Below are 15,906 nucleotides of genomic sequence, written 5' to 3'. Positions count from 1 at the left end.
CCGCACCGCCGCACCGCCGCACCGAAAGGACAGGGCAGGACACATGCGAACCCTCGTACCCGCAGAGACGGAAACAGCCCCCCGGCCGGTACCGGACCGGGCGGCGCGGCCCGCGCCGACGAGGCTGCCCCCGTGGTGATCACCTGCCTGCTGGCCGTCACCGTGCTGCACACCGTCAACGCCACCCTCACCCTGCGCTGGATGCTCCACGCCTGGGCCACCCCGCACCGCCCCGAGGCCGCCTCCTTCCCCGCCCCGGACGGCGAGCCGGCACTGGCCTTCTCCCTGCTGCTGCCCGCACGGCACGAGGAACAGGTCCTGCGGCACACGGTGCAGAGCCTGCTCGCCGCCGACCACCCCGACTTCGAGATCGTCGTGATCACCGGTGACGACGATCCCGGCACCACGGCCCTGGCCCGCCGCCTGGCGGCCGAACGCCCCGACCGGGTACGGCAGGTCACCGACGACAGCGCCCGCAAGAACAAGCCGCGGGCGCTGAACACCGCCCTGCCCGTGTGCCGGGGCGAGATCATCGGCGTGTTCGACGCCGAGGACCTCGTCCACCCGCAGCTGCTGCGGCACGTCGACTCCGCCTTCCGCCTCCAGGGCGCCGACGTCGTCCAGGGCGGGGTGCAGCTGATGAACCACGCCGACAGCTGGTACGCGCTGCGCAACTGCCTGGAGTACTTCTTCTGGTTCCGCAGCCGCCTGCACGTCCACGCCCGCCAGGGCTTCGTGCCCCTGGGCGGCAACACCGTCTTCGTCCGCGCGGCGCTGCTGCGCGAGGCGGGCGGCTGGGACGGCGACTGCCTGGCCGAGGACTGCGAACTGGGCGTGCGCCTGGCGAGCCGGGACGCGAAGGTCGTCGTCGGCTACCACCCGGTGCTGGTCACCCGGGAGGAGACACCGGGAACCCTGCGGGCCCTGCTGCGCCAGCGCACCCGGTGGAACCAGGGCTTCCTGCAGGTCCTGCGCAAGGGCGAGTGGCGCCGCCTGCCCACCGCCCGCCGCCGCCTGCTGGCCCGCTACCTGCTGGCCACCCCCTTCCTCCAGGCCGCCACCGGCCTGTGCATGCCGGTGGTGTTCGCCATCGCCCTGCTGGACGGCGTCCACCTGGGCGCGGCGCTGGCGGCCTGGGCACCGCTGTTCCTGCTCGTGGCCACCGCCCTGTTCGAGTCGGCGGCCCTGCACGACTTCGGGCGCGCGTACGGCCTCGCGGTGGGGCCCGCGCACCATCTGCGGCTGTGGTGGAGCCTGCCGCTGTACTCCCTGGTCCTTTCGGGCGCCGCCGTCCGGGCGGGCTGGCGCGAGTACCGCCGGCACACCGACTGGGAACTGACCGCCCACACCGGCGCCCACCTGCCCGCGCCCCGCCCGCAGGAGCGCTCACGCGGCACGGAGGAGCAGTCGTGACCGTCTCCGCCGCGCCGCCCCGGGCCCGGCCCGCGGCCCTCACGGTGATCGTCCCCACCCGCAACGAGGCCCACAACATCGCCCCGCTCCTGGACCGTCTCGACGCCGCCGTCCCGCCGGGCCTCGCCGCCGAGGTGCTGTTCGTCGACGACTCCTGCGACAACACCCCCGAGGTGATCGAGGAGATGACCGCGCGCTGCCGCCTGCGGGTCACCGTGCACCACCGGCCGCGGCCGGAGGGCGGTCTGGGCGGAGCCGTCCACGAGGGCATCCGCCGCACCGCGGCGCCGTGGATCGTCGTCATGGACGCCGACCTTCAGCACCCGCCCGAACTCGCCCACCGTCTGGCCCTGCACGGCCAGGAAAGCGGCGCCGACCTCGTCGTCGCCAGCCGCTACGCCCGCGGAGGCAGCCGGGCCGGCCTGGCCGGCGGCTACCGCGCCGCCGTCTCGCGCTCCTCCACCGCGCTGACCAAGGCCCTCTTCCCGCGCGCCCTGCGCGGCATCTCCGATCCCATGAGCGGCTTCTTCGCGGTGCGCCGCGACATGCTGACCCGCCGCCCCGGCTCCGGGGCGGTCCTGCGCCCCCTCGGCTACAAGATCCTGCTGGAACTGGCCGTGCGCAGGCCGCCGCGCACCGTCGCCGAACTGCCCTACACCTTCGCCGAACGCCACGCGGGCCGCTCCAAGTCCAGCCTGCGCGAAGGGACACGGTTCCTGCGCCACCTGCTCGTGCTGCGCACCACCAGCATCCCGCGCCCGCCGCGCCTGCCGCGCCTGCCGTTCCTGCCGTTCCTGCGTTTCGCAGGGCGCCCGCGGGCGCTGCGCGCCGCCGGGCTCCCGGCCAGGGTGACCGCCCTGGGGCTGATCGGCCTGTCCGGGTTCCTGCCCAACCTGGCTCTGCTCGCCCTGCTCACCGCGGTGACGCCGCTGCACCACCTGGCCGCCGAAACCCTGGCGACCCAGGCCGCGGTCCTGTGGAACTTCCTGCTCGCCGAGACCCTGCTGCCCCCGCCGGAGCCGTCACGGCGCCGCCGCTCCGGGAGATTGGCGGTCTTCGCCGCTTTGAGCAACGCGGACCTGGCGGCACGGCTGCCGCTGACCGCGCTGCTGATCGCGGGCACCGGCTGGCACCCGGTCCCCGCCACCGCCGTCCTGCTGGTGCTCTTCGTGGCGACCCGCCTGCTCCTGCTGGAACGACTGCTCTACCGGCGCACCTGAAGGGAGCGGCGGCCCGCGGGGGCACGGGGCCGTCCGTGCGGCCGATGCGGTGCGGTTGCCTCCGGGCGGCGGGGGTAACCGCCACCCATGGTTGAGACACCCGCATGGGTACCGGACTCATTCGCACGTGTGGTCCAGCGGCGTACGAAGCCCCGGCACGCCCGGTCGAACCGCCGTAGGGGACGGCTGCACCGCCGGGTCCTCGCCTACCGCGATGTACGGATCGTCCACTCCCTCGCGCCCGCCGCCCGGGGACGGAGTCTGCTGCTGGTGTACTCCCGCCGTGTGGTGGGCCGGCTCACCTACGACGTGTGCGAGCAGTGCGCGAGCGGTGTCATCACCGAGGTCGACGTCACCGCACCGCTGAAGGACAGCGGCCTCGGCACCCGCGCCGTCTCCCATCTGCGCGCCTGCTACCCCGGCATCACCTGGCACAGCTGCCTGACCCAGCGCATGTCCCGCAGCCTGGCCCACCGCATGCGCCTGCCGCGCGCCGGCACCGTGCCGCCGTGCTCCCACGCCGCGGCCGGCTGAACCCGGCTGTCGGCAGTTCCGCCGTCCGGGCGGTCCCGGGGGCGGGGCACGGGTAGGCTTCATCCCCGGGCTGAGAAGCCCGTGGGACAGGGCTGCTGGAAACATAGGGCGGACGGTATGCGGCCGGCAGTGGCGGTTGACGAGGGGAAGCCGGTGGCCGGCGAGTTCATCTCGGTGTCCGCGGCGTTCGAGGGCAACGAGGGCATCGGGGCGGCCCGGGACCTGGGCCGGGAGTTCGTGGCGGACCTGCGGTCCGTGCACGGGATGCCCGTGTCCGGCCAGGTGATGGACACCGTACAGCTGGTGGTCAGCGAACTGGTGACCAACGTCCGCAAGTACGCCCCCGGGCCCTGCCTGCTGACCTTGGAGGTCCAGGACGGCGCCATCGAGGTGAGCGTGTGGGACAGCAGCACCGCCCTGCCCGTGACCGTGCCCCCGGACCCGCACCGGATCGGGCGGCACGGCCTGGAGATCGTGATGGCTGTGTCCCAAAGCTTCGTGGTGCGCCGCGAACCGGTGGGCAAGAAGATCACCGCAGCGATCACGCTGGCCGAGGCCGAGGCCGCCGACGAGGAATGACCGACCGTGGGGCCGCTATGCGGCCTGAAGGAGTTCCGCGCGGCCGAACAGCAGCGCGTACCCGCCGGGCAGTGCGGAAAGGATCCGGTCCAGCAGCCGGGGGCCGGCCAGGCGGCCGACGACGCACAGGACGGCTCCGGTGTCCCAGCGGGCGGTGGCGGGGGTGCCGCCGGTGCGGGCGGCCAGGTCCTTGACGAAGCCCCAGCCGGTGAGTTGGCGGGTGTCGGGGATCTGGCCGGTGAACAGGCGGGCGGCCTCGGCGGGGAGGCGGGCGGCGAGGTCGACGCGCTCGTCGCCGGTGAGCTGGCGGCCCAGCGCCTCCAGCACCGCGCGGGTGACGTCCTCGGCCCGTTCGCGGGTGGGGTACGCGCCTTCGTACCGGATCTTCTCCAGCATCTGGTGAAACGTCGTGCCGGTGGGGTCGGAAGCCGGTTCACGCAGCGGAAGCATGGGAAACGTGGTGCCTTTCTCGCCTGCGGGGGCGGTATCGGCGGCAGCGGGCCGGCCGGACAGGTGGGCCGGCCCGCCGCCGGGGTCCGGGATGGTCAGCCGATCTGCTTGGGGTCGCGTTCCGCACCGATGGCGATCTTGCGGGGCTTGGCGCGCTCGGCGATCGGGATGCGCAGCGTCAGCACCCCCGCTTCATAGGCGGCCGTGATGCGCTCGGTGTCCAGGGTGTCGGCCAGCACCAGCTGGCGGGAGAAGACGCCCAGGGGCCGTTCGGAGAGCTCCATCTGCACGTCCTCGGACTTCACCACCGGGCGGCGCTCGGCCCTGACGGTGAGCATGTTCCGCTCGACATCGATGTCGATGGCGTCCCTGGCGACACCGGGCAGGTCGAGGGCGATCACGTACTCCTCGCCCTCCCGGTAGGCGTCCATCGGCATGGCCGAGGGCCGGGACCAGGTACCGGCGACCCCGGTCAGCTGCTGGGCGAGCCGGTCGAGTTCGCGGAACGGGTCGGTGCGCATCAACATCGCGAAAACACCTCCACAGGTCTGGCAGGAACTGCCAATGCGCTTCGTCTGCCACCGTTGTAGCATGTCATCCAAACGATGACAACTGGAATGTCGTCCTGACGATGACACCTGATACCTGTGAGAGAGGGGTCCTCATGCCCGCACCCCCGCCCCCGCCCGCGCCTCCGTCCGGCACTCCCCTCCCCTCCCCCGGCCCGGCCTCGTTCCTGGCCGCCGCCGCGGCGCTGCACACGATCGGCGAAGCCGTCCGCACCGCGCAGAACGCCCAGGCCCCGGCCCCCGCCGGGGGCGAGCAGGCCAGTTCCGAGGACGCCCTGGCCGCGCTGCTGATGCTGCGCGAACTGCGCGAGCAACTCGCCGGGTGGGAGCCCGGGCTGATCGAGACGGCGCGCGCGGCGGGCTCCAGCTGGGCCGACCTCGCCCGCCCTCTCGGGGTCGCCAGCCGGCAGGCCGCCGAGCGGCGCTATCTGCGCGTACGCCCCGGAGCCCCCGGCACCACGGGGGAACAACGCGTCCAGGACACCCGCGACCGCCGCGCCGACGACCGCACTCTCACCGCCTGGGCCCAGGCCAACGCCGCCGACCTGCGGCAACTCGCCGGCCAGATCACGGCCCTCACCGACCTCCCCGCCCGGGCCCGCGCCCCGCAGAGGCGGCTCGCCCAGGCCCTCGCCGACGACAGCGCCGCCGGCCTGCTCACCCCTCTGGCCGACGCCCGCACCCACCTCACGGACCACCACCCCGACCTCGCGGCCCGCGTCGAAGCCATGACGCACACCACCGACCGCCTCCGCCGGACAGGGACACAGGGGTGAGCACGTCATCCCGGCCGTGCCCGGGGTTCACCAGCTGATGCCCGCCGCCACCGGCAAGTGGTCGCTGCCGGTGGCCGGCAGCGACCACGCGCTGCGCGGCTCCACCCCGCGGACCAGGATCTGGTCGATCCGTGCCACCGGGAACCTCGCCGGCCAGGTGAAGCCGAAGCCGTTGCCGGCCGCGTCGTGGGCCGAGCGCAGCCGGGAGGTGAGGCCGGTGAGCGCGCGGTCGTTCGTGGTGCCGTTCAGGTCGCCGAGCAGCACCATCCGCTCGCTGGGTTCGGCGGCGACGGCCTCGGCGAGTGCCTGCGCGTTGCGGTTGCGGGAGCCCGTTTCGAAACCCGAGCGAGGGTTGACCCGTACGGATCCCAGGTGGGCCACGTACACCGCCAGCGGGCCGTGGCCGGTGGCCACCGTGGTGCGCAGGGCCCGAACGTAGGTGCTCGTGGTCCCGGCCGGTTTGCTGTCCGCCAGCGGGCCGTAGTCCATCTTGGTGTCGACCGGGCGGGTGCCCGACAGCGGCAGCTTGCTCCACAGCCCGACCGTGCCCTGCACCGTGTGGTGCGGGTACGCCTTCGCCAGCGCCTTCTCGTACGCTCCCCGGGCCTGCGGAGTGATCTCCTCCAGTGCCAGCACGTCCGCGCCGGAGGCGGCCAGGGCGCGTGCGGTTCCGGCCGGGTCGGGGTTGTCGGCGCCGACGTTGTGGCTCACCACCGTGATGTCGCTGCCCGAGCGGGACTTGTCGACGAGCAGCCCGCCGAAGAGGCTGAGCCACACCGTGGCCGGCAGCACCAGCGCGACAGCCGCGGCAGCCGAGCGGCGCCACAACGCCCCTGCCAGCAGGACCGGAACGAGCAGGCCGAGCCATGGCAGGAAGGTCTCCAGCAGGCTGCCGATGTCCCCGACGCTGTTGGGGACCCGCGCGTGCAGGAGCAGGAGCAGGCCGAGCAGCAGGGCGGCTGCCGTGAGGAGCGGGCCGCGCTTCCAGGCCGGGCCCGGACAAAAGCCGAAGAAGGCCTTTCCTGCCCCTGCACCTGTCCCTGTCCCTTCGGTTTCTGGTGTACGGGTGTCCACGGCCGGGCCGGTCTCGCCGGTACCGCCGGTGCCGCCGGTCTCCACGTACGCCGTACCCGCACCCGCACCCGTAGCCGTGGCCGTAGCCGTCTGTGTATCCGTCTGTGTCATCGTGCGTCCTCGCTCGCTGCTGTTCGCTGCTGCCGCATCCGCGGGTCCTCAGTGGGGTCGGCGTACATCCGCGGGCAGCCCCGGGCGGCCGCGTCGGCGCGCAGTTCGTAGTGCCAGGGTTCGTTGCGGTAGATCTGGCACAGCCCGTACGCGGTGCCGTGTCCGGACAGCCAGGCCGTCGCGGTCGAGCGGCCGATGTCGACGGCCTCTCCCGACACGTGCGGGGACGTGGTCGCGGTGGCCACCCAGCGGGCGGCCTCCTCCGGGGAGCCGTACGCGGAGACCGCCTCGCGCAGCAGCTGGTCCTGGTACCGGGGGGAACGCCAGCCGCTGTTGACGTAGAACGTGACGCCGTCGTCCGCGGCGGCCCGCGCCGCCCGGCGCAGGGCCTTGAGCAGGGCCGGTTCGAGGCGGGCCACGGCCGGGACCGTGTCGTCGAAGACCGTCACGTCGTGCGGGATGGCGCCGTCGGCCTCGCCGGCCGCCGCGCCCCGGTGTTCCTCCCCAAAAGGGTCCGGGGGTGTGGCGGTCGGCGCGGCCAGAAAGGCCGAGGCGGTCGGGGGCGAGGCGGAGGACGCGGTGGAGGAGGCCGTCGGCCGGTGGCCGAGGAGTGCGGCGGTCACCGCCACGGCCAGTGCTGCCAGGCCGCCGGCCATCAGCCGGCGGACCCGGCGGGCCGTGTCGCCTGCTGGAGGCGGGGTTCTGGACATGCTCCTCAGTCAAAGCGGTGCGGCGTTGCCGGCCCGTATGCGGTTTTCCATACGCCGACGACATGGCCGGGTGCCTAGCCTTGGCGCATGCGTGTCTTGGTCGTCGAGGACGAGCCCTATATGGCAGAAGCCATCCGTGATGGTCTGCGCCTGGAAGCGATCGCAGCCGACATCGCCGGGGACGGCGACGCCGCGCTGGAGCTGCTGGCGGTGAACGCCTACGACATCGCCGTCCTGGACCGCGACATCCCCGGCCCCTCCGGCGACGAGGTCGCCACCCGCATCGTCGCCTCCGGCAGCGGCATGCCGATCCTGATGCTCACCGCCGCCGACCGGCTCGACGACAAGGCCTCCGGGTTCGGGCTCGGCGCCGACGACTACCTCACCAAGCCCTTCGAGATGCAGGAACTCGTGCTGCGGCTCAGGGCGCTGGACCGCCGGCGGGCGCACTCCCGGCCTCCCGTCAGGGAGATCGCCGGGCTGCGGATCGACCCGTTCCGGCGCGAGGTCTACCGCGACGGCCGCTATGTCGCGCTGACCAGGAAACAGTTCGCGGTGCTCGATGTCCTCGTCGCCGCCGAAGGCGGTGTCGTCAGCGCCGAGGAACTCCTGGAGCGGGCCTGGGACCAGAACGCCGACCCGTTCACCAACGCCGTCCGCATCACGGTCTCCGCGCTGCGCAAACGCCTCGGCGAACCGTGGATCATCGCCACCGTGCCGGGCGTCGGCTACCGCATCGACGCCCAGCCGGGCATCCCCTCGGAGGCCGGGCGCGGCAGGTGAGAGGAGCCGGGGCGATCGCCGCGCCCGGGTGCCCGGGGCACTCGGAGCCCGGTGCGGGCAGGTCCCGGTTCAGGTGAGCGCCTGCGCGGCGTAGAGCGCTCCGACGCCGGTGGCCAGGGCGCCGAGCAGGAGGCGCGCGAACGTCTCCGGCAGACGGGGCTGAAGGCGGGCGCCGAGGTTGCCGCCGAGCAGGCCGCCCAGGCCGCAGGCCAGGCCGAGCAGCCAGTGCGGTGCGATGTACTCGCCGCCGGTGAGGGCCAGCAGCCCGTAGGTGCCGGCGCCCGCCACCGAGGTGAGGAAGGTCGAGGCGAGGGCGGCCGGGGCGACCTGGGCGACGGGCATGCCGCGCCCGACCAGGAGCGGGCCCAGGATGGAGCCGCCCCCGATGCCGTAGACACCGCCGACGGTCCCCACGGCCAGGGCCAGCGCGGTGATGGTCCTCGGCGACGGCGCGGGCGGCGGCTTCGGTGGGGTCGTGCCCTTCGGTGGGGTCGTGCCCGCGGGGCGAAGAGTGCGGACACACAGCCAACTGCCCAGCGGCAGCAGCAGTACGGCCACCAGGAGCCGGAAGACGGCGGGCCCCGGCACGGCGAAGACCCGGACGGCCGCGCCGAGGACGACCCCCGGCAGGGTGCCCGCGATCAGCAGCCGGGTCAGCGGGCCGTGGAGGACGCCGTGCCGGCGGTAGCGCAGCAGGGCCCCGGGCCCCGCCACGACGTTGAACAGCAGATTCGTCGGCGTGACGGCCGGGCTGGGAACACCCAGGACGCTCAGCTGCACGGGCAGCAGGAACACCGCGCCCGACACCCCCACCGGTGCGGTGACGGCCGCGATCAGCACGCCCGCGGCGAAGCCCAGCAGCCCCGTTGACCAGTCCACCGGACCCCCGCTCGATGTGTGGGCCTCAGTATCGGCCCCGGAGAGGGCCATAGGAATCCCCTATGGCAGGTGCTGAATTTTCGTCTTTGCCTCTCGTTCCTTTGCGGATCTACGGTGAAACCACCGCTCGGCGAAATGCAAATCCCCTCGTACGCAAGGGATTTCCGCAGAGCGAACGCCCCCTGATGAGATCGAGAGGACCAGTGTCATGACTACGAGCCGGAATGCAACGGAAACGGAAACAGGAACAGAAACGGGAAGGGGAACAGAAACGGGAGCGGGAGCGGGAAAAGGCACGGGAGCAGGGGAACTCGCGGGGAAGCGGGCCCTGGTCACGGGGGGTACTCGCGGGATCGGGGCGGCCGTCGTGCGGCAGCTCCTGGACGCGGGCGCGAAGGTGCTCACCACCGCCAGGTCGGCGGCAACCGCGGTGCCGGTGCCCGAGGGTGCCGCCTTCGTGCAGGCCGACGTGCGGACCCGGGCCGGAGCGCAGGCGCTGGCCGAGGCCGCGCAACAGGTCCTCGGCGGGGTGGACGTCCTGGTCCACAACGCGGGCGGGGCGCAGCCGCACCAGGGTGCGCTGGCCATCCCCGACGAGGAGTGGCAGAGCGCCCTGGACCTGAACTTCCTGGCGTCGGTGCGCCTGGACGCGCTGCTGGTGCCGGGGATGCGGGAGCGGCGCGCGGGGGCGATCGTGCACGTCTCCTCGGCCGCGGTGCCCACCGTGGCGCCGCCGTTCCTGCACTACACCACGGCGAAGGCGGCGCTGGAGAACTACAGCCGGGGCCTTGCCGCGGAGCTGGCCCCGTACGGGATCCGGGTCAACACCGTGTCCCCCGGCAGGACCGCGACCCCCGGCGGCGAGGCCACGCGTGAGCAGTGGGCGCGTCTGGACTCCGGGCCCGGCCAGGACACCACCGCTCCCCCGCTGGGGCGCGACGGGCGGCCCGAGGACATCGCCGACGCGGTGCTGTTCCTCATTTCCGGGCGGGCGAGCTGGCTGACCGGCAGCAGCCTCGTCGTGGACGGCGGTGAATTCCCCCGATGAACCGGCCGGAGAACGACCCGAAGAACCATCCGATGAACCACTCGGCGAATCACTCGACGGGTCACTCGGCGAGTCACTCGGCAAGTCACTCGATGGGTCACGCGGTGAATCGCTCGGCGGGTCACGCGGCGGGCCACTCGACGGGGAACTCGGTGGATCACCCGAGTCACGCCGGTCATCCGGGAACGGAATTGCGGGGAAAGGCCGCGCTGGTCACCGGCGGCACGTCCGGTATCGGTCTGGCGGCCGCCCGGCTGCTGGCCCGTGCGGGCGCCGATGTCGTCATCACCGGGCGCGACACCGGGCGCGGCGAGAGCGCGGTGCGGACCGTGCGGGCTCTGCGGGAGGGCGGCGGTGCGGTCCGGTTCCTCGCGGCCGACCTGGCCGACCTGGACTCGGTCGCCGAACTGGGCGCGCGGAGCGGCCCGGTGGACATCCTGGTCAACAACGCGGGCGCCTTCCCCACCTCCCTCACCGTCGAGCAGAGCGTGACCGGCTTCCAGCGGGTCTTCGACACCAACGTGCGCGGCGCCTACTTCCTGGTCGCCGCCCTCGTACCGCACATGCTGGAGAAGGGCGGCGGCAGCATCGTCAACGTCACCTCGCTGTCGGCGTTCCGGGGCTTTCCCGGCGCCTCGGCCTACAGCGCCTCCAAGGCCGCGCTGACCTCCCTGACCCAGACCTGGGCGGCGGAGTTCGCCGAGGGGGGCGTGCGGGTCAACAGCGTCGCTCCCGGCCCGACCCGCACCGAAGGTGTGCTGGCCGCGTGGGGGGAGGACGGCAACGAGGGCGTGGCCAGGGGGCTGGGGCTGCAGCGGACGGCGCGGGCGCAGGAGATCGCCGAGGCGATCTGCTTCCTCGCCTCGCCGCGTGCCAGTTACGTCACCGGCACCACACTCCACGTCGATGCCGGGGGTGCCGTCCTCTCCGGCGGCGCCGGCCGATAGCGGAGCCCCTCAGGACGCCACGGAGAGGGCGGGAGCGGAGGTGGCGGGAGCGGAGGTGGCGGCGGGGGCGGCCTCGGACCAGGTCTGCCGGCCCAGGAGGTGGAGCAGGGCCGCTTCCGCGGGGCCGGTGTCGGGCCGGAGCACGGCGATGACGGGCTGGGAGACGGCGGGGAACACGGGGCGGACGAGGTGCTCGTGGCCCGCGGGCACCGCGGAGGACGTCACAAGGGTCGCCCCCAGGCCGTGGGCGGCCCAGCGCACAGCCGTCGCCGTCTGGGACACGCGGGCGGCCGTGGCCGGGGCCGGGTCGCTGTCGCCGAGCGCCTCCAGCAGGACGCCGTCCAGGGCGCTGTCGCGGTCGAAGCGCACCCAGGGCTCGCCCGCCAGCGCGCTCAGCTCGACCCGGTCGGCGGCGAGCTGGGGGTGGCCGGGGGCGAGGACGACGACGAACTCCTCCTCGCCCAGGCGGTGGGCGTCGGCGGGGGTGCGCTCGCACGCCGCCATCAGGGCCAGGCCCACCTCGCCGCGGCGGCACAGCCGCTCCAGCTCGGCGGAGCTCGGCTCCTCGAAGACGGTGACCTCCAGGCGCGGGTAGCGGCGGCGCAGCGTCGCCAGGGCCTCCGGCAGCTGCCGGGTGCCGAAGCCCATCTGGACGGCGACCGCGATCTCGCCCACCAGGTCCTCGGCGCCTGCCCGTGCCGTCGCCCTGGCCCGGCGGGCGGCGCTGACCGCGGCCTGCGCCTCGCGCAGGAACGCGCGGCCGACCGTGGTGGGCACCAGGCCGGTGGGCGTGCGGGTGAACAGGCTCACGCCCAGTTCGCGTTCCAGGCCGCGGATCTGCTGGGACACCGAGGGCTGGGCGACGCGCAGCCGCTCCGCCGCCGCGGTCACCGAGCCCTCCTCGGCGACGGCCAGGGCGTACTCGAACTGGCGCAGGCTCATCGGCTCCGGTTCCCTTCTCCTGCGGGGGGCCGCAGGGGGGCGTCCCGCTCGTCGACCTCGTCAGCCTAGCCCGGCACGGCAGCTCGCCCTCAGTACTGCCGCTGCTCCCGCTGCTCCCGCACCCACTTCGAAGGACTGGCCCAGCGGTAGACGGGCCGGTCCGTGCCGCCGCTGGTGCGGAACGGCTTGCCCTGGTCGTCGATGCGCAGCACGCCGTGCCGGGCGCCGCTGGACCACTTCAGTTCCAGGTACCAGCGCACGTCGTGCGACCGCGTGCTGGCGCGGACGCGGAAGACCTCGGGGTCGCTCTCGTCGACCTTGTACGGGAAGTCGCCCCGGCCCGACTCGGGCCGGGTGCGCGGCGCGGACTCGTCGAGGTCGACGGCGAAGGACTTGGTGTTCCCGTTGCCGCCGCAGCCGCTGCCCATCCGGAAGTTGTTCCAGGCCAGCGGCGCGCCGGTGCTCTGTACGCGGACGTTCATGCCTTGCAGGACGACGGTGTCCCTGCCGGTGCCCGGCGAGGCGGCGCTCCGGCGCTGCTCGCCGCCGTCTCTCTCGCTGCCGTCGCCGTCACCGCCGTTGCTGTTCATGGCGAGCCCGATGGAGCCGATGACCAGGACGGCGGTGCCGGCGACGGTGGCCGCCAGGGCGCGGGCCCGCCGTCGGCGGGGCAAGGACGGGGGCGGCGAGGCGGCCGGCGGTCCCAGGCCCGTCCGCCGTGTCTCAACCTCAGGTTTAGGGTGAGGTCGAGGCTTCGGTTCGTGCGGCTCGCGTGGCGCGCGCTGCGGCCCGGACTCGGAGTCGGACTCGGAGTTGGACTCGGAGTTGGACTCGGGCCCGGCCCTGGGTCCGGGGGCGGGCTCCGGTTCGGCCTCCGGTTCAGGCCTGGATCGGTTTTGGGACCGGGGCCGGGAGTTGAGCTCGGGGTGCGGGTGCGGGGTCGGTTGCGGGGTGCGGGAAGCGGCGGGCTTCCCCCTTCCGGTCTCCACCGGCACCTGCCGGCTGTGTGCTCCAGGGCCGAGACGCTCACAGGATCATGCGCGGTTCCGGTTGCCGCTCCGCCGCCGGTGCCTGCGCCTGCGCGGGCCCGGCCCCGCGCACCTCCGCCGCGTCGGCGGCGCTGCCGCACACCACCTCGCCGGCGCATCATTCCGTGCCCGGGGCCGGAGGGTTCGGGGCGTGCGGCCGGGAGTCCGGGGCGTGGGGCTCACCGAGGGCGGACCGGTCTCACTTCCAGATCTCACCGGCCCATTCGGGGTGGTCTATGAAGGGGTTGCGGTTCTTCTGTATGGCGTGGACGCGGTCGTTGCGGGTCTTCTCCAGGATGTCGGGCGGGTCGGCGTCGTTCCACTGCTTGAGGACGGACAGGCGGCCCATCGCCGGTGCGGAGCCGTTGCCGGCCTTGTCGTTGGGCTCCAGGTCGGGGAAGCCGTCGGTGCCGTCGTAGCGGAGAGCCATGTAGAGGATCATCCGGGCGACATCGCCCTTGACGGCGTCCCGCGGCTCGAAGGAGTCGCCGTCCGCCCGGCTGCCCGGAGCCTGGTCGACGGGCTCGCCGCCGTTGTCGAAGTCGAGGTTGCCGCGGGCGGAGTTGACCGAGGCGTCCTCGGGCCGCAGGTGGTGGATGTCGGTGCCGGGCCCGGTCGCCGTCCCGAAGCCGCCGTGCGACTTCGCCCAGACGTGCTCCCGGTTCCAGTCGTCCGCGCCGCCGCCGTGCGCGCTCTTGGCCTGCGAGCGGCCGGAGTAGACCAGCAGTACGTTGCCGGGGTTGCCGGGGTCCTCGTCGGTGGTCTGCAGCGCGTCCCACACCTCGTCGTAGGACAGCTTCGTCTGCTTGCTGACGATCGTGTGCAGGGCCGACTTCAGCTCCGGCCCGGTCTTGCCCAGCGCGCCCTCGTAGTAGGCGTCATCCAGTGCGCCGGTACCGGACGCGGACTCGTGCGGGGTGTCCGGGGAGGAGCCGGTGGCGAAGGCCGCCGCCGGTACGGCGACCGCGGTGGCCGCGATCACGGCCAGGGCCGGGCGCCGCCAGCGGCGGCGGAGACGATGAGCGGACATGACGTGGGGGGGGTGTCCTCTCCGGGAAGGGGACGCTGCCCGCAACCGGCCACGAAACCGGTCAAGGCGCGTCCCGGTGCGGTCAGTTCGCGACATGGTCGAGCCATGGAGCGTGCCACGATGCGCATGCCCGTAAGTGGATGCCCCGCGACCATTGCGTACCGACCGCGTGAAGAGCCCGTACGCGGGGCGAACAGGACGGCCGGTCCCCCGCGGGAGGCGGAGGTCCGGCCGGGCCGCCGTCAGCGGGCCGTGCGCGCAGGGCCCGGTTGCCGAGGCAGCGGCGGAGGCAGCGGCGGTCGCCGCCCGCCTCAGCCCCTGATGTTGACGTCGATGCAGGCGTAGAACGCGTTGGAGGTGTCGTAGACGTTCCACACCGCGAGCACCTTGTGGCGGCCGGTGATGCCCTTGAAGTCGACGTTGTGACTCACGGATGCGCCCGGCGTGGCACCGTTGTCGTTGATCTCCTTGATCTTGGCGCCGTCGACGAAGTACTGCCAGGTGCTGGTGCGGTGACGCGCCGTCAGGCGCCAGGTGAACTGCTGGGAGGAGCCGACGTCGGCGACCTTCCAGCCCTTGCTGTCGTTGTCCAGGTCGGCGAAGCGGGCGTTGCCGCCGCTGCAGCTCCGAAGGCCCTTGGGGCCCTCGACGCTCTGCGGCTCCCACTTGATCTCGCCGCAGGCGACCGTGCCCGCCGCGCACTGTGCCTGACGGCTCGGCGGGGCGTTCACATAGCCGTGCGCACCGGCCGGGGCGACGGAGGCGAGTACGAGGAGAGGGGCACACGCCGCTCCCAAGCCTGCGGCCAGCTTCCGCTTGGTGTTCATCACTGCTCCCTGAGAGGTGGGGGGACGAGCGACGGGACGGCTCGGCGCCCAGGCCGACCCATTGGCCTAGACCATACCGATTGACGGGGACCCGTCAAGAGCGCCTTGCGGCATCACGGCTTTACGGGACCACCGCTTCGCGGGACCACGGCTTTACGGCGTCGCGGCGGGGAAGCCCGCCCCGCGGCCGGATCCTGTACCTTGCTTGATAGGAAAGCCGTGACTTACCTATGGTGGCGGTATGGAAGAGGACCTCTTCAAGGCGCTGGCCGACCCCACCCGCCGCCGCATACTCGACGAGCTGGTGGAGCGGGACGGGCAGACCCTGTTCGAGATCTGCGCACGGCTGGTGACCAAGCACCGCCTGGGCCTGACCCGTCAGGCCATCGGCCAGCACCTGGCCGTCCTGGAGACCGCGGGCCTGGTCCGCTCGCGGCGCCAGGGCCGCTACAAGTTCCACGACCTGGACACCGCACCCCTGGAGCACATCGTGACGCGGTGGCTCAGGCCCGACACACCGGAGAGCACCCCATGAGAATCCACCTCACCAGCGTCTTCGTCGACGACCAGAACAAGGCCCTCGCCTTCTACACCGACAAGCTGGGCTTCGTGAAGAAGCACCAGGTCTTCTTCGGCGAGGACCAGTGGCTGACCGTGGTCTCCCCGGAGGACCCCGAGGGCACCGAACTGCTCCTGGAGCCCTCCGGCCACCCCGCGGTACAGCCCTACAAGACGGCGCTGGTCGCCGACGGCATCCCGGCCGCCTCCTTCGCCGTGGACGACGTGCGGGCGGAGTTCGAGCGGCTGCGCGGCCTGGGCGTGGTCTTCACCCAGGAGCCGCTGGAGATGGACTCGGCCACCACCGCGGTGCTCGACGACACCTGCGGCAACCTGATCCAGATCATGCACGTCAAGTAGACCGGCGCAGCCGGTGAGCGGGGCGGCGGCATGCGTGCGTCCGGGCGGGCGCCCCCCTCCCGCCCGGA

The 15,906-nt window shown here is 73.2% G+C and carries 19 protein-coding genes; 10 read left to right on the top strand and 9 right to left on the bottom strand.

All coding sequences use genetic code 11. The features are described 5' to 3' along the window. Positions 1-132 precede the first annotated feature (132 nt). The 4 genes from GPA10_RS27940 (at position 133) to GPA10_RS27925 (ending at position 3,746) form a co-directional block, all read left to right on the top strand. Positions 133-1,413 carry a glycosyltransferase family 2 protein gene (locus tag GPA10_RS27940; protein WP_343041397.1) on the top strand — a complete coding sequence of 427 codons (1,281 nt, stop codon included), beginning with the start codon at positions 133-135 and terminating at the stop codon, positions 1,411-1,413. Then, positions 1,410-2,633, top strand: a complete 1,224-nt coding sequence (locus GPA10_RS27935; protein WP_343041396.1) for a polyprenol monophosphomannose synthase — start codon at positions 1,410-1,412, stop codon at positions 2,631-2,633. The genes GPA10_RS27940 and GPA10_RS27935 overlap by 4 nt, the downstream gene beginning before the upstream one ends. 129 nt (positions 2,634-2,762) lie before the next feature. Further along, entirely contained in the window at positions 2,763-3,167 is a 405-nt protein-coding gene (locus GPA10_RS27930; RefSeq protein WP_241844855.1) for a hypothetical protein, read from the top strand. 129 nt (positions 3,168-3,296) lie between these two features. After that, positions 3,297-3,746 carry an ATP-binding protein gene (locus GPA10_RS27925; protein ID WP_343041395.1) on the top strand — a complete coding sequence of 150 codons (450 nt, stop codon included), beginning with the start codon at positions 3,297-3,299 and terminating at the stop codon, positions 3,744-3,746. A gap of 15 nt (positions 3,747-3,761) precedes the next feature. On the opposite strand, the gene GPA10_RS27920 is transcribed toward GPA10_RS27925, so the two are convergent. Next, positions 3,762-4,196 carry a DUF2267 domain-containing protein gene (locus GPA10_RS27920; protein WP_157167907.1) on the bottom strand — a complete coding sequence of 145 codons (435 nt, stop codon included), beginning with the start codon at positions 4,194-4,196 and terminating at the stop codon, positions 3,762-3,764. Positions 4,197-4,291: 95 nt separating this feature from the next. Further along, positions 4,292-4,723 carry an Hsp20/alpha crystallin family protein gene (locus GPA10_RS27915; RefSeq protein WP_157167906.1) on the bottom strand — a complete coding sequence of 144 codons (432 nt, stop codon included), beginning with the start codon at positions 4,721-4,723 and terminating at the stop codon, positions 4,292-4,294. A gap of 137 nt (positions 4,724-4,860) precedes the next feature. On the opposite strand from GPA10_RS27915, the gene GPA10_RS27910 reads away from it, so the two are divergent. Further along, positions 4,861-5,541 (top strand): type III effector protein, encoded by a 681-nt coding sequence (locus GPA10_RS27910; RefSeq protein ID WP_157167905.1) that lies wholly within the window; start codon positions 4,861-4,863, stop codon positions 5,539-5,541. Positions 5,542-5,568: 27 nt separating this feature from the next. Here the strand turns inward: GPA10_RS27910 and GPA10_RS27905 are convergent, their stop codons facing one another. Next, on the bottom strand, positions 5,569-6,726 hold the full coding sequence (locus GPA10_RS27905) for an endonuclease/exonuclease/phosphatase family protein (protein ID WP_157167904.1): 1,158 nt from the start codon (positions 6,724-6,726) through the stop codon (positions 5,569-5,571). Continuing rightward, the gene (locus GPA10_RS27900; protein ID WP_157167903.1) at positions 6,723-7,436 is read right to left on the bottom strand and encodes a D-alanyl-D-alanine carboxypeptidase family protein; all 714 of its coding nucleotides are present in this window, start codon (positions 7,434-7,436) and stop codon (positions 6,723-6,725) included. Before GPA10_RS27900 ends, GPA10_RS27905 begins: the two co-directional genes overlap by 4 nt. 87 nt (positions 7,437-7,523) lie before the next feature. On the opposite strand from GPA10_RS27900, the gene GPA10_RS27895 reads away from it, so the two are divergent. Continuing rightward, complete coding sequence (locus GPA10_RS27895; RefSeq protein WP_058846640.1) at positions 7,524-8,219, top strand: response regulator transcription factor; 696 nt, start codon at positions 7,524-7,526, stop codon at positions 8,217-8,219. Positions 8,220-8,288: 69 nt separating this feature from the next. On the opposite strand, the gene GPA10_RS27890 is transcribed toward GPA10_RS27895, so the two are convergent. After that, positions 8,289-9,098 (bottom strand): TSUP family transporter, encoded by an 810-nt coding sequence (locus GPA10_RS27890; RefSeq protein ID WP_343041394.1) that lies wholly within the window; start codon positions 9,096-9,098, stop codon positions 8,289-8,291. Between the two features lie 208 nt (positions 9,099-9,306). Here GPA10_RS27890 and GPA10_RS27885 point away from each other — a divergent pair, with 208 nt between their 5' ends. After that, the gene (locus GPA10_RS27885) at positions 9,307-10,146 is read left to right on the top strand and encodes an oxidoreductase (RefSeq protein ID WP_157167901.1); all 840 of its coding nucleotides are present in this window, start codon (positions 9,307-9,309) and stop codon (positions 10,144-10,146) included. 191 nt (positions 10,147-10,337) lie between these two features. Beyond that, the gene (locus tag GPA10_RS27880; RefSeq protein WP_246259879.1) at positions 10,338-11,093 is read left to right on the top strand and encodes an SDR family NAD(P)-dependent oxidoreductase; all 756 of its coding nucleotides are present in this window, start codon (positions 10,338-10,340) and stop codon (positions 11,091-11,093) included. A gap of 9 nt (positions 11,094-11,102) precedes the next feature. Here the strand turns inward: GPA10_RS27880 and GPA10_RS27875 are convergent, their stop codons facing one another. From GPA10_RS27875 to GPA10_RS27860, 4 genes are all read right to left on the bottom strand, one after another. Continuing rightward, entirely contained in the window at positions 11,103-12,035 is a 933-nt protein-coding gene (locus GPA10_RS27875) for a LysR family transcriptional regulator (protein ID WP_157167899.1), read from the bottom strand. Positions 12,036-12,124: 89 nt separating this feature from the next. Beyond that, on the bottom strand, positions 12,125-12,709 hold the full coding sequence (locus tag GPA10_RS27870; RefSeq protein ID WP_157167898.1) for a hypothetical protein: 585 nt from the start codon (positions 12,707-12,709) through the stop codon (positions 12,125-12,127). Between the two features lie 553 nt (positions 12,710-13,262). Next, on the bottom strand, positions 13,263-14,093 hold the full coding sequence (locus tag GPA10_RS27865) for an endonuclease I family protein (protein ID WP_157167897.1): 831 nt from the start codon (positions 14,091-14,093) through the stop codon (positions 13,263-13,265). A 311-nt stretch (positions 14,094-14,404) separates the two neighbouring features. Continuing rightward, on the bottom strand, positions 14,405-14,920 hold the full coding sequence (locus GPA10_RS27860) for a lytic polysaccharide monooxygenase auxiliary activity family 9 protein (protein WP_058846633.1): 516 nt from the start codon (positions 14,918-14,920) through the stop codon (positions 14,405-14,407). Between the two features lie 241 nt (positions 14,921-15,161). Here GPA10_RS27860 and GPA10_RS27855 point away from each other — a divergent pair, with 241 nt between their 5' ends. Both GPA10_RS27855 and GPA10_RS27850 read left to right on the top strand, forming a co-directional pair. Beyond that, on the top strand, positions 15,162-15,455 hold the full coding sequence (locus tag GPA10_RS27855) for an ArsR/SmtB family transcription factor (protein ID WP_157167896.1): 294 nt from the start codon (positions 15,162-15,164) through the stop codon (positions 15,453-15,455). Further along, positions 15,452-15,838 (top strand): VOC family protein, encoded by a 387-nt coding sequence (locus GPA10_RS27850; protein WP_058846631.1) that lies wholly within the window; start codon positions 15,452-15,454, stop codon positions 15,836-15,838. Before GPA10_RS27855 ends, GPA10_RS27850 begins: the two co-directional genes overlap by 4 nt. The last annotated feature ends 68 nt before the right edge of the window (positions 15,839-15,906 follow it).

Origin of the sequence: Streptomyces typhae, from assembly GCF_009755605.1 — a bacterium.
Lineage (GTDB): Bacteria > Actinomycetota > Actinomycetes > Streptomycetales > Streptomycetaceae > Streptomyces > Streptomyces typhae.
The sequence above is the reverse complement of the archived record's forward strand: the minus strand, read 5'-3'. Positions and strand labels throughout refer to the sequence as shown.

What these genes read in the sequence shown, in the direction of transcription:
- GPA10_RS27920 (WP_157167907.1), bottom strand. Translation starts at nt 4,196, where the DNA reads ATGCTTCCGCTGCGTGAACCGGCTTCCGACCCCACCGGCACGACGTTT.
- GPA10_RS27915 (WP_157167906.1), bottom strand. Translation starts at nt 4,723, where the DNA reads ATGTTGATGCGCACCGACCCGTTCCGCGAACTCGACCGGCTCGCCCAG.
- GPA10_RS27910 (WP_157167905.1), top strand. Translation starts at nt 4,861, where the DNA reads ATGCCCGCACCCCCGCCCCCGCCCGCGCCTCCGTCCGGCACTCCCCTC.
- GPA10_RS27905 (WP_157167904.1), bottom strand. Translation starts at nt 6,726, where the DNA reads ATGACACAGACGGATACACAGACGGCTACGGCCACGGCTACGGGTGCG.
- GPA10_RS27900 (WP_157167903.1), bottom strand. Translation starts at nt 7,436, where the DNA reads ATGTCCAGAACCCCGCCTCCAGCAGGCGACACGGCCCGCCGGGTCCGC.
- GPA10_RS27895 (WP_058846640.1), top strand. Translation starts at nt 7,524, where the DNA reads ATGCGTGTCTTGGTCGTCGAGGACGAGCCCTATATGGCAGAAGCCATC.
- GPA10_RS27885 (WP_157167901.1), top strand. Translation starts at nt 9,307, where the DNA reads ATGACTACGAGCCGGAATGCAACGGAAACGGAAACAGGAACAGAAACG.
- GPA10_RS27875 (WP_157167899.1), bottom strand. Translation starts at nt 12,035, where the DNA reads ATGAGCCTGCGCCAGTTCGAGTACGCCCTGGCCGTCGCCGAGGAGGGC.
- GPA10_RS27865 (WP_157167897.1), bottom strand. Translation starts at nt 14,093, where the DNA reads ATGTCCGCTCATCGTCTCCGCCGCCGCTGGCGGCGCCCGGCCCTGGCC.
- GPA10_RS27860 (WP_058846633.1), bottom strand. Translation starts at nt 14,920, where the DNA reads ATGAACACCAAGCGGAAGCTGGCCGCAGGCTTGGGAGCGGCGTGTGCC.
- GPA10_RS27855 (WP_157167896.1), top strand. Translation starts at nt 15,162, where the DNA reads ATGGAAGAGGACCTCTTCAAGGCGCTGGCCGACCCCACCCGCCGCCGC.
- GPA10_RS27850 (WP_058846631.1), top strand. Translation starts at nt 15,452, where the DNA reads ATGAGAATCCACCTCACCAGCGTCTTCGTCGACGACCAGAACAAGGCC.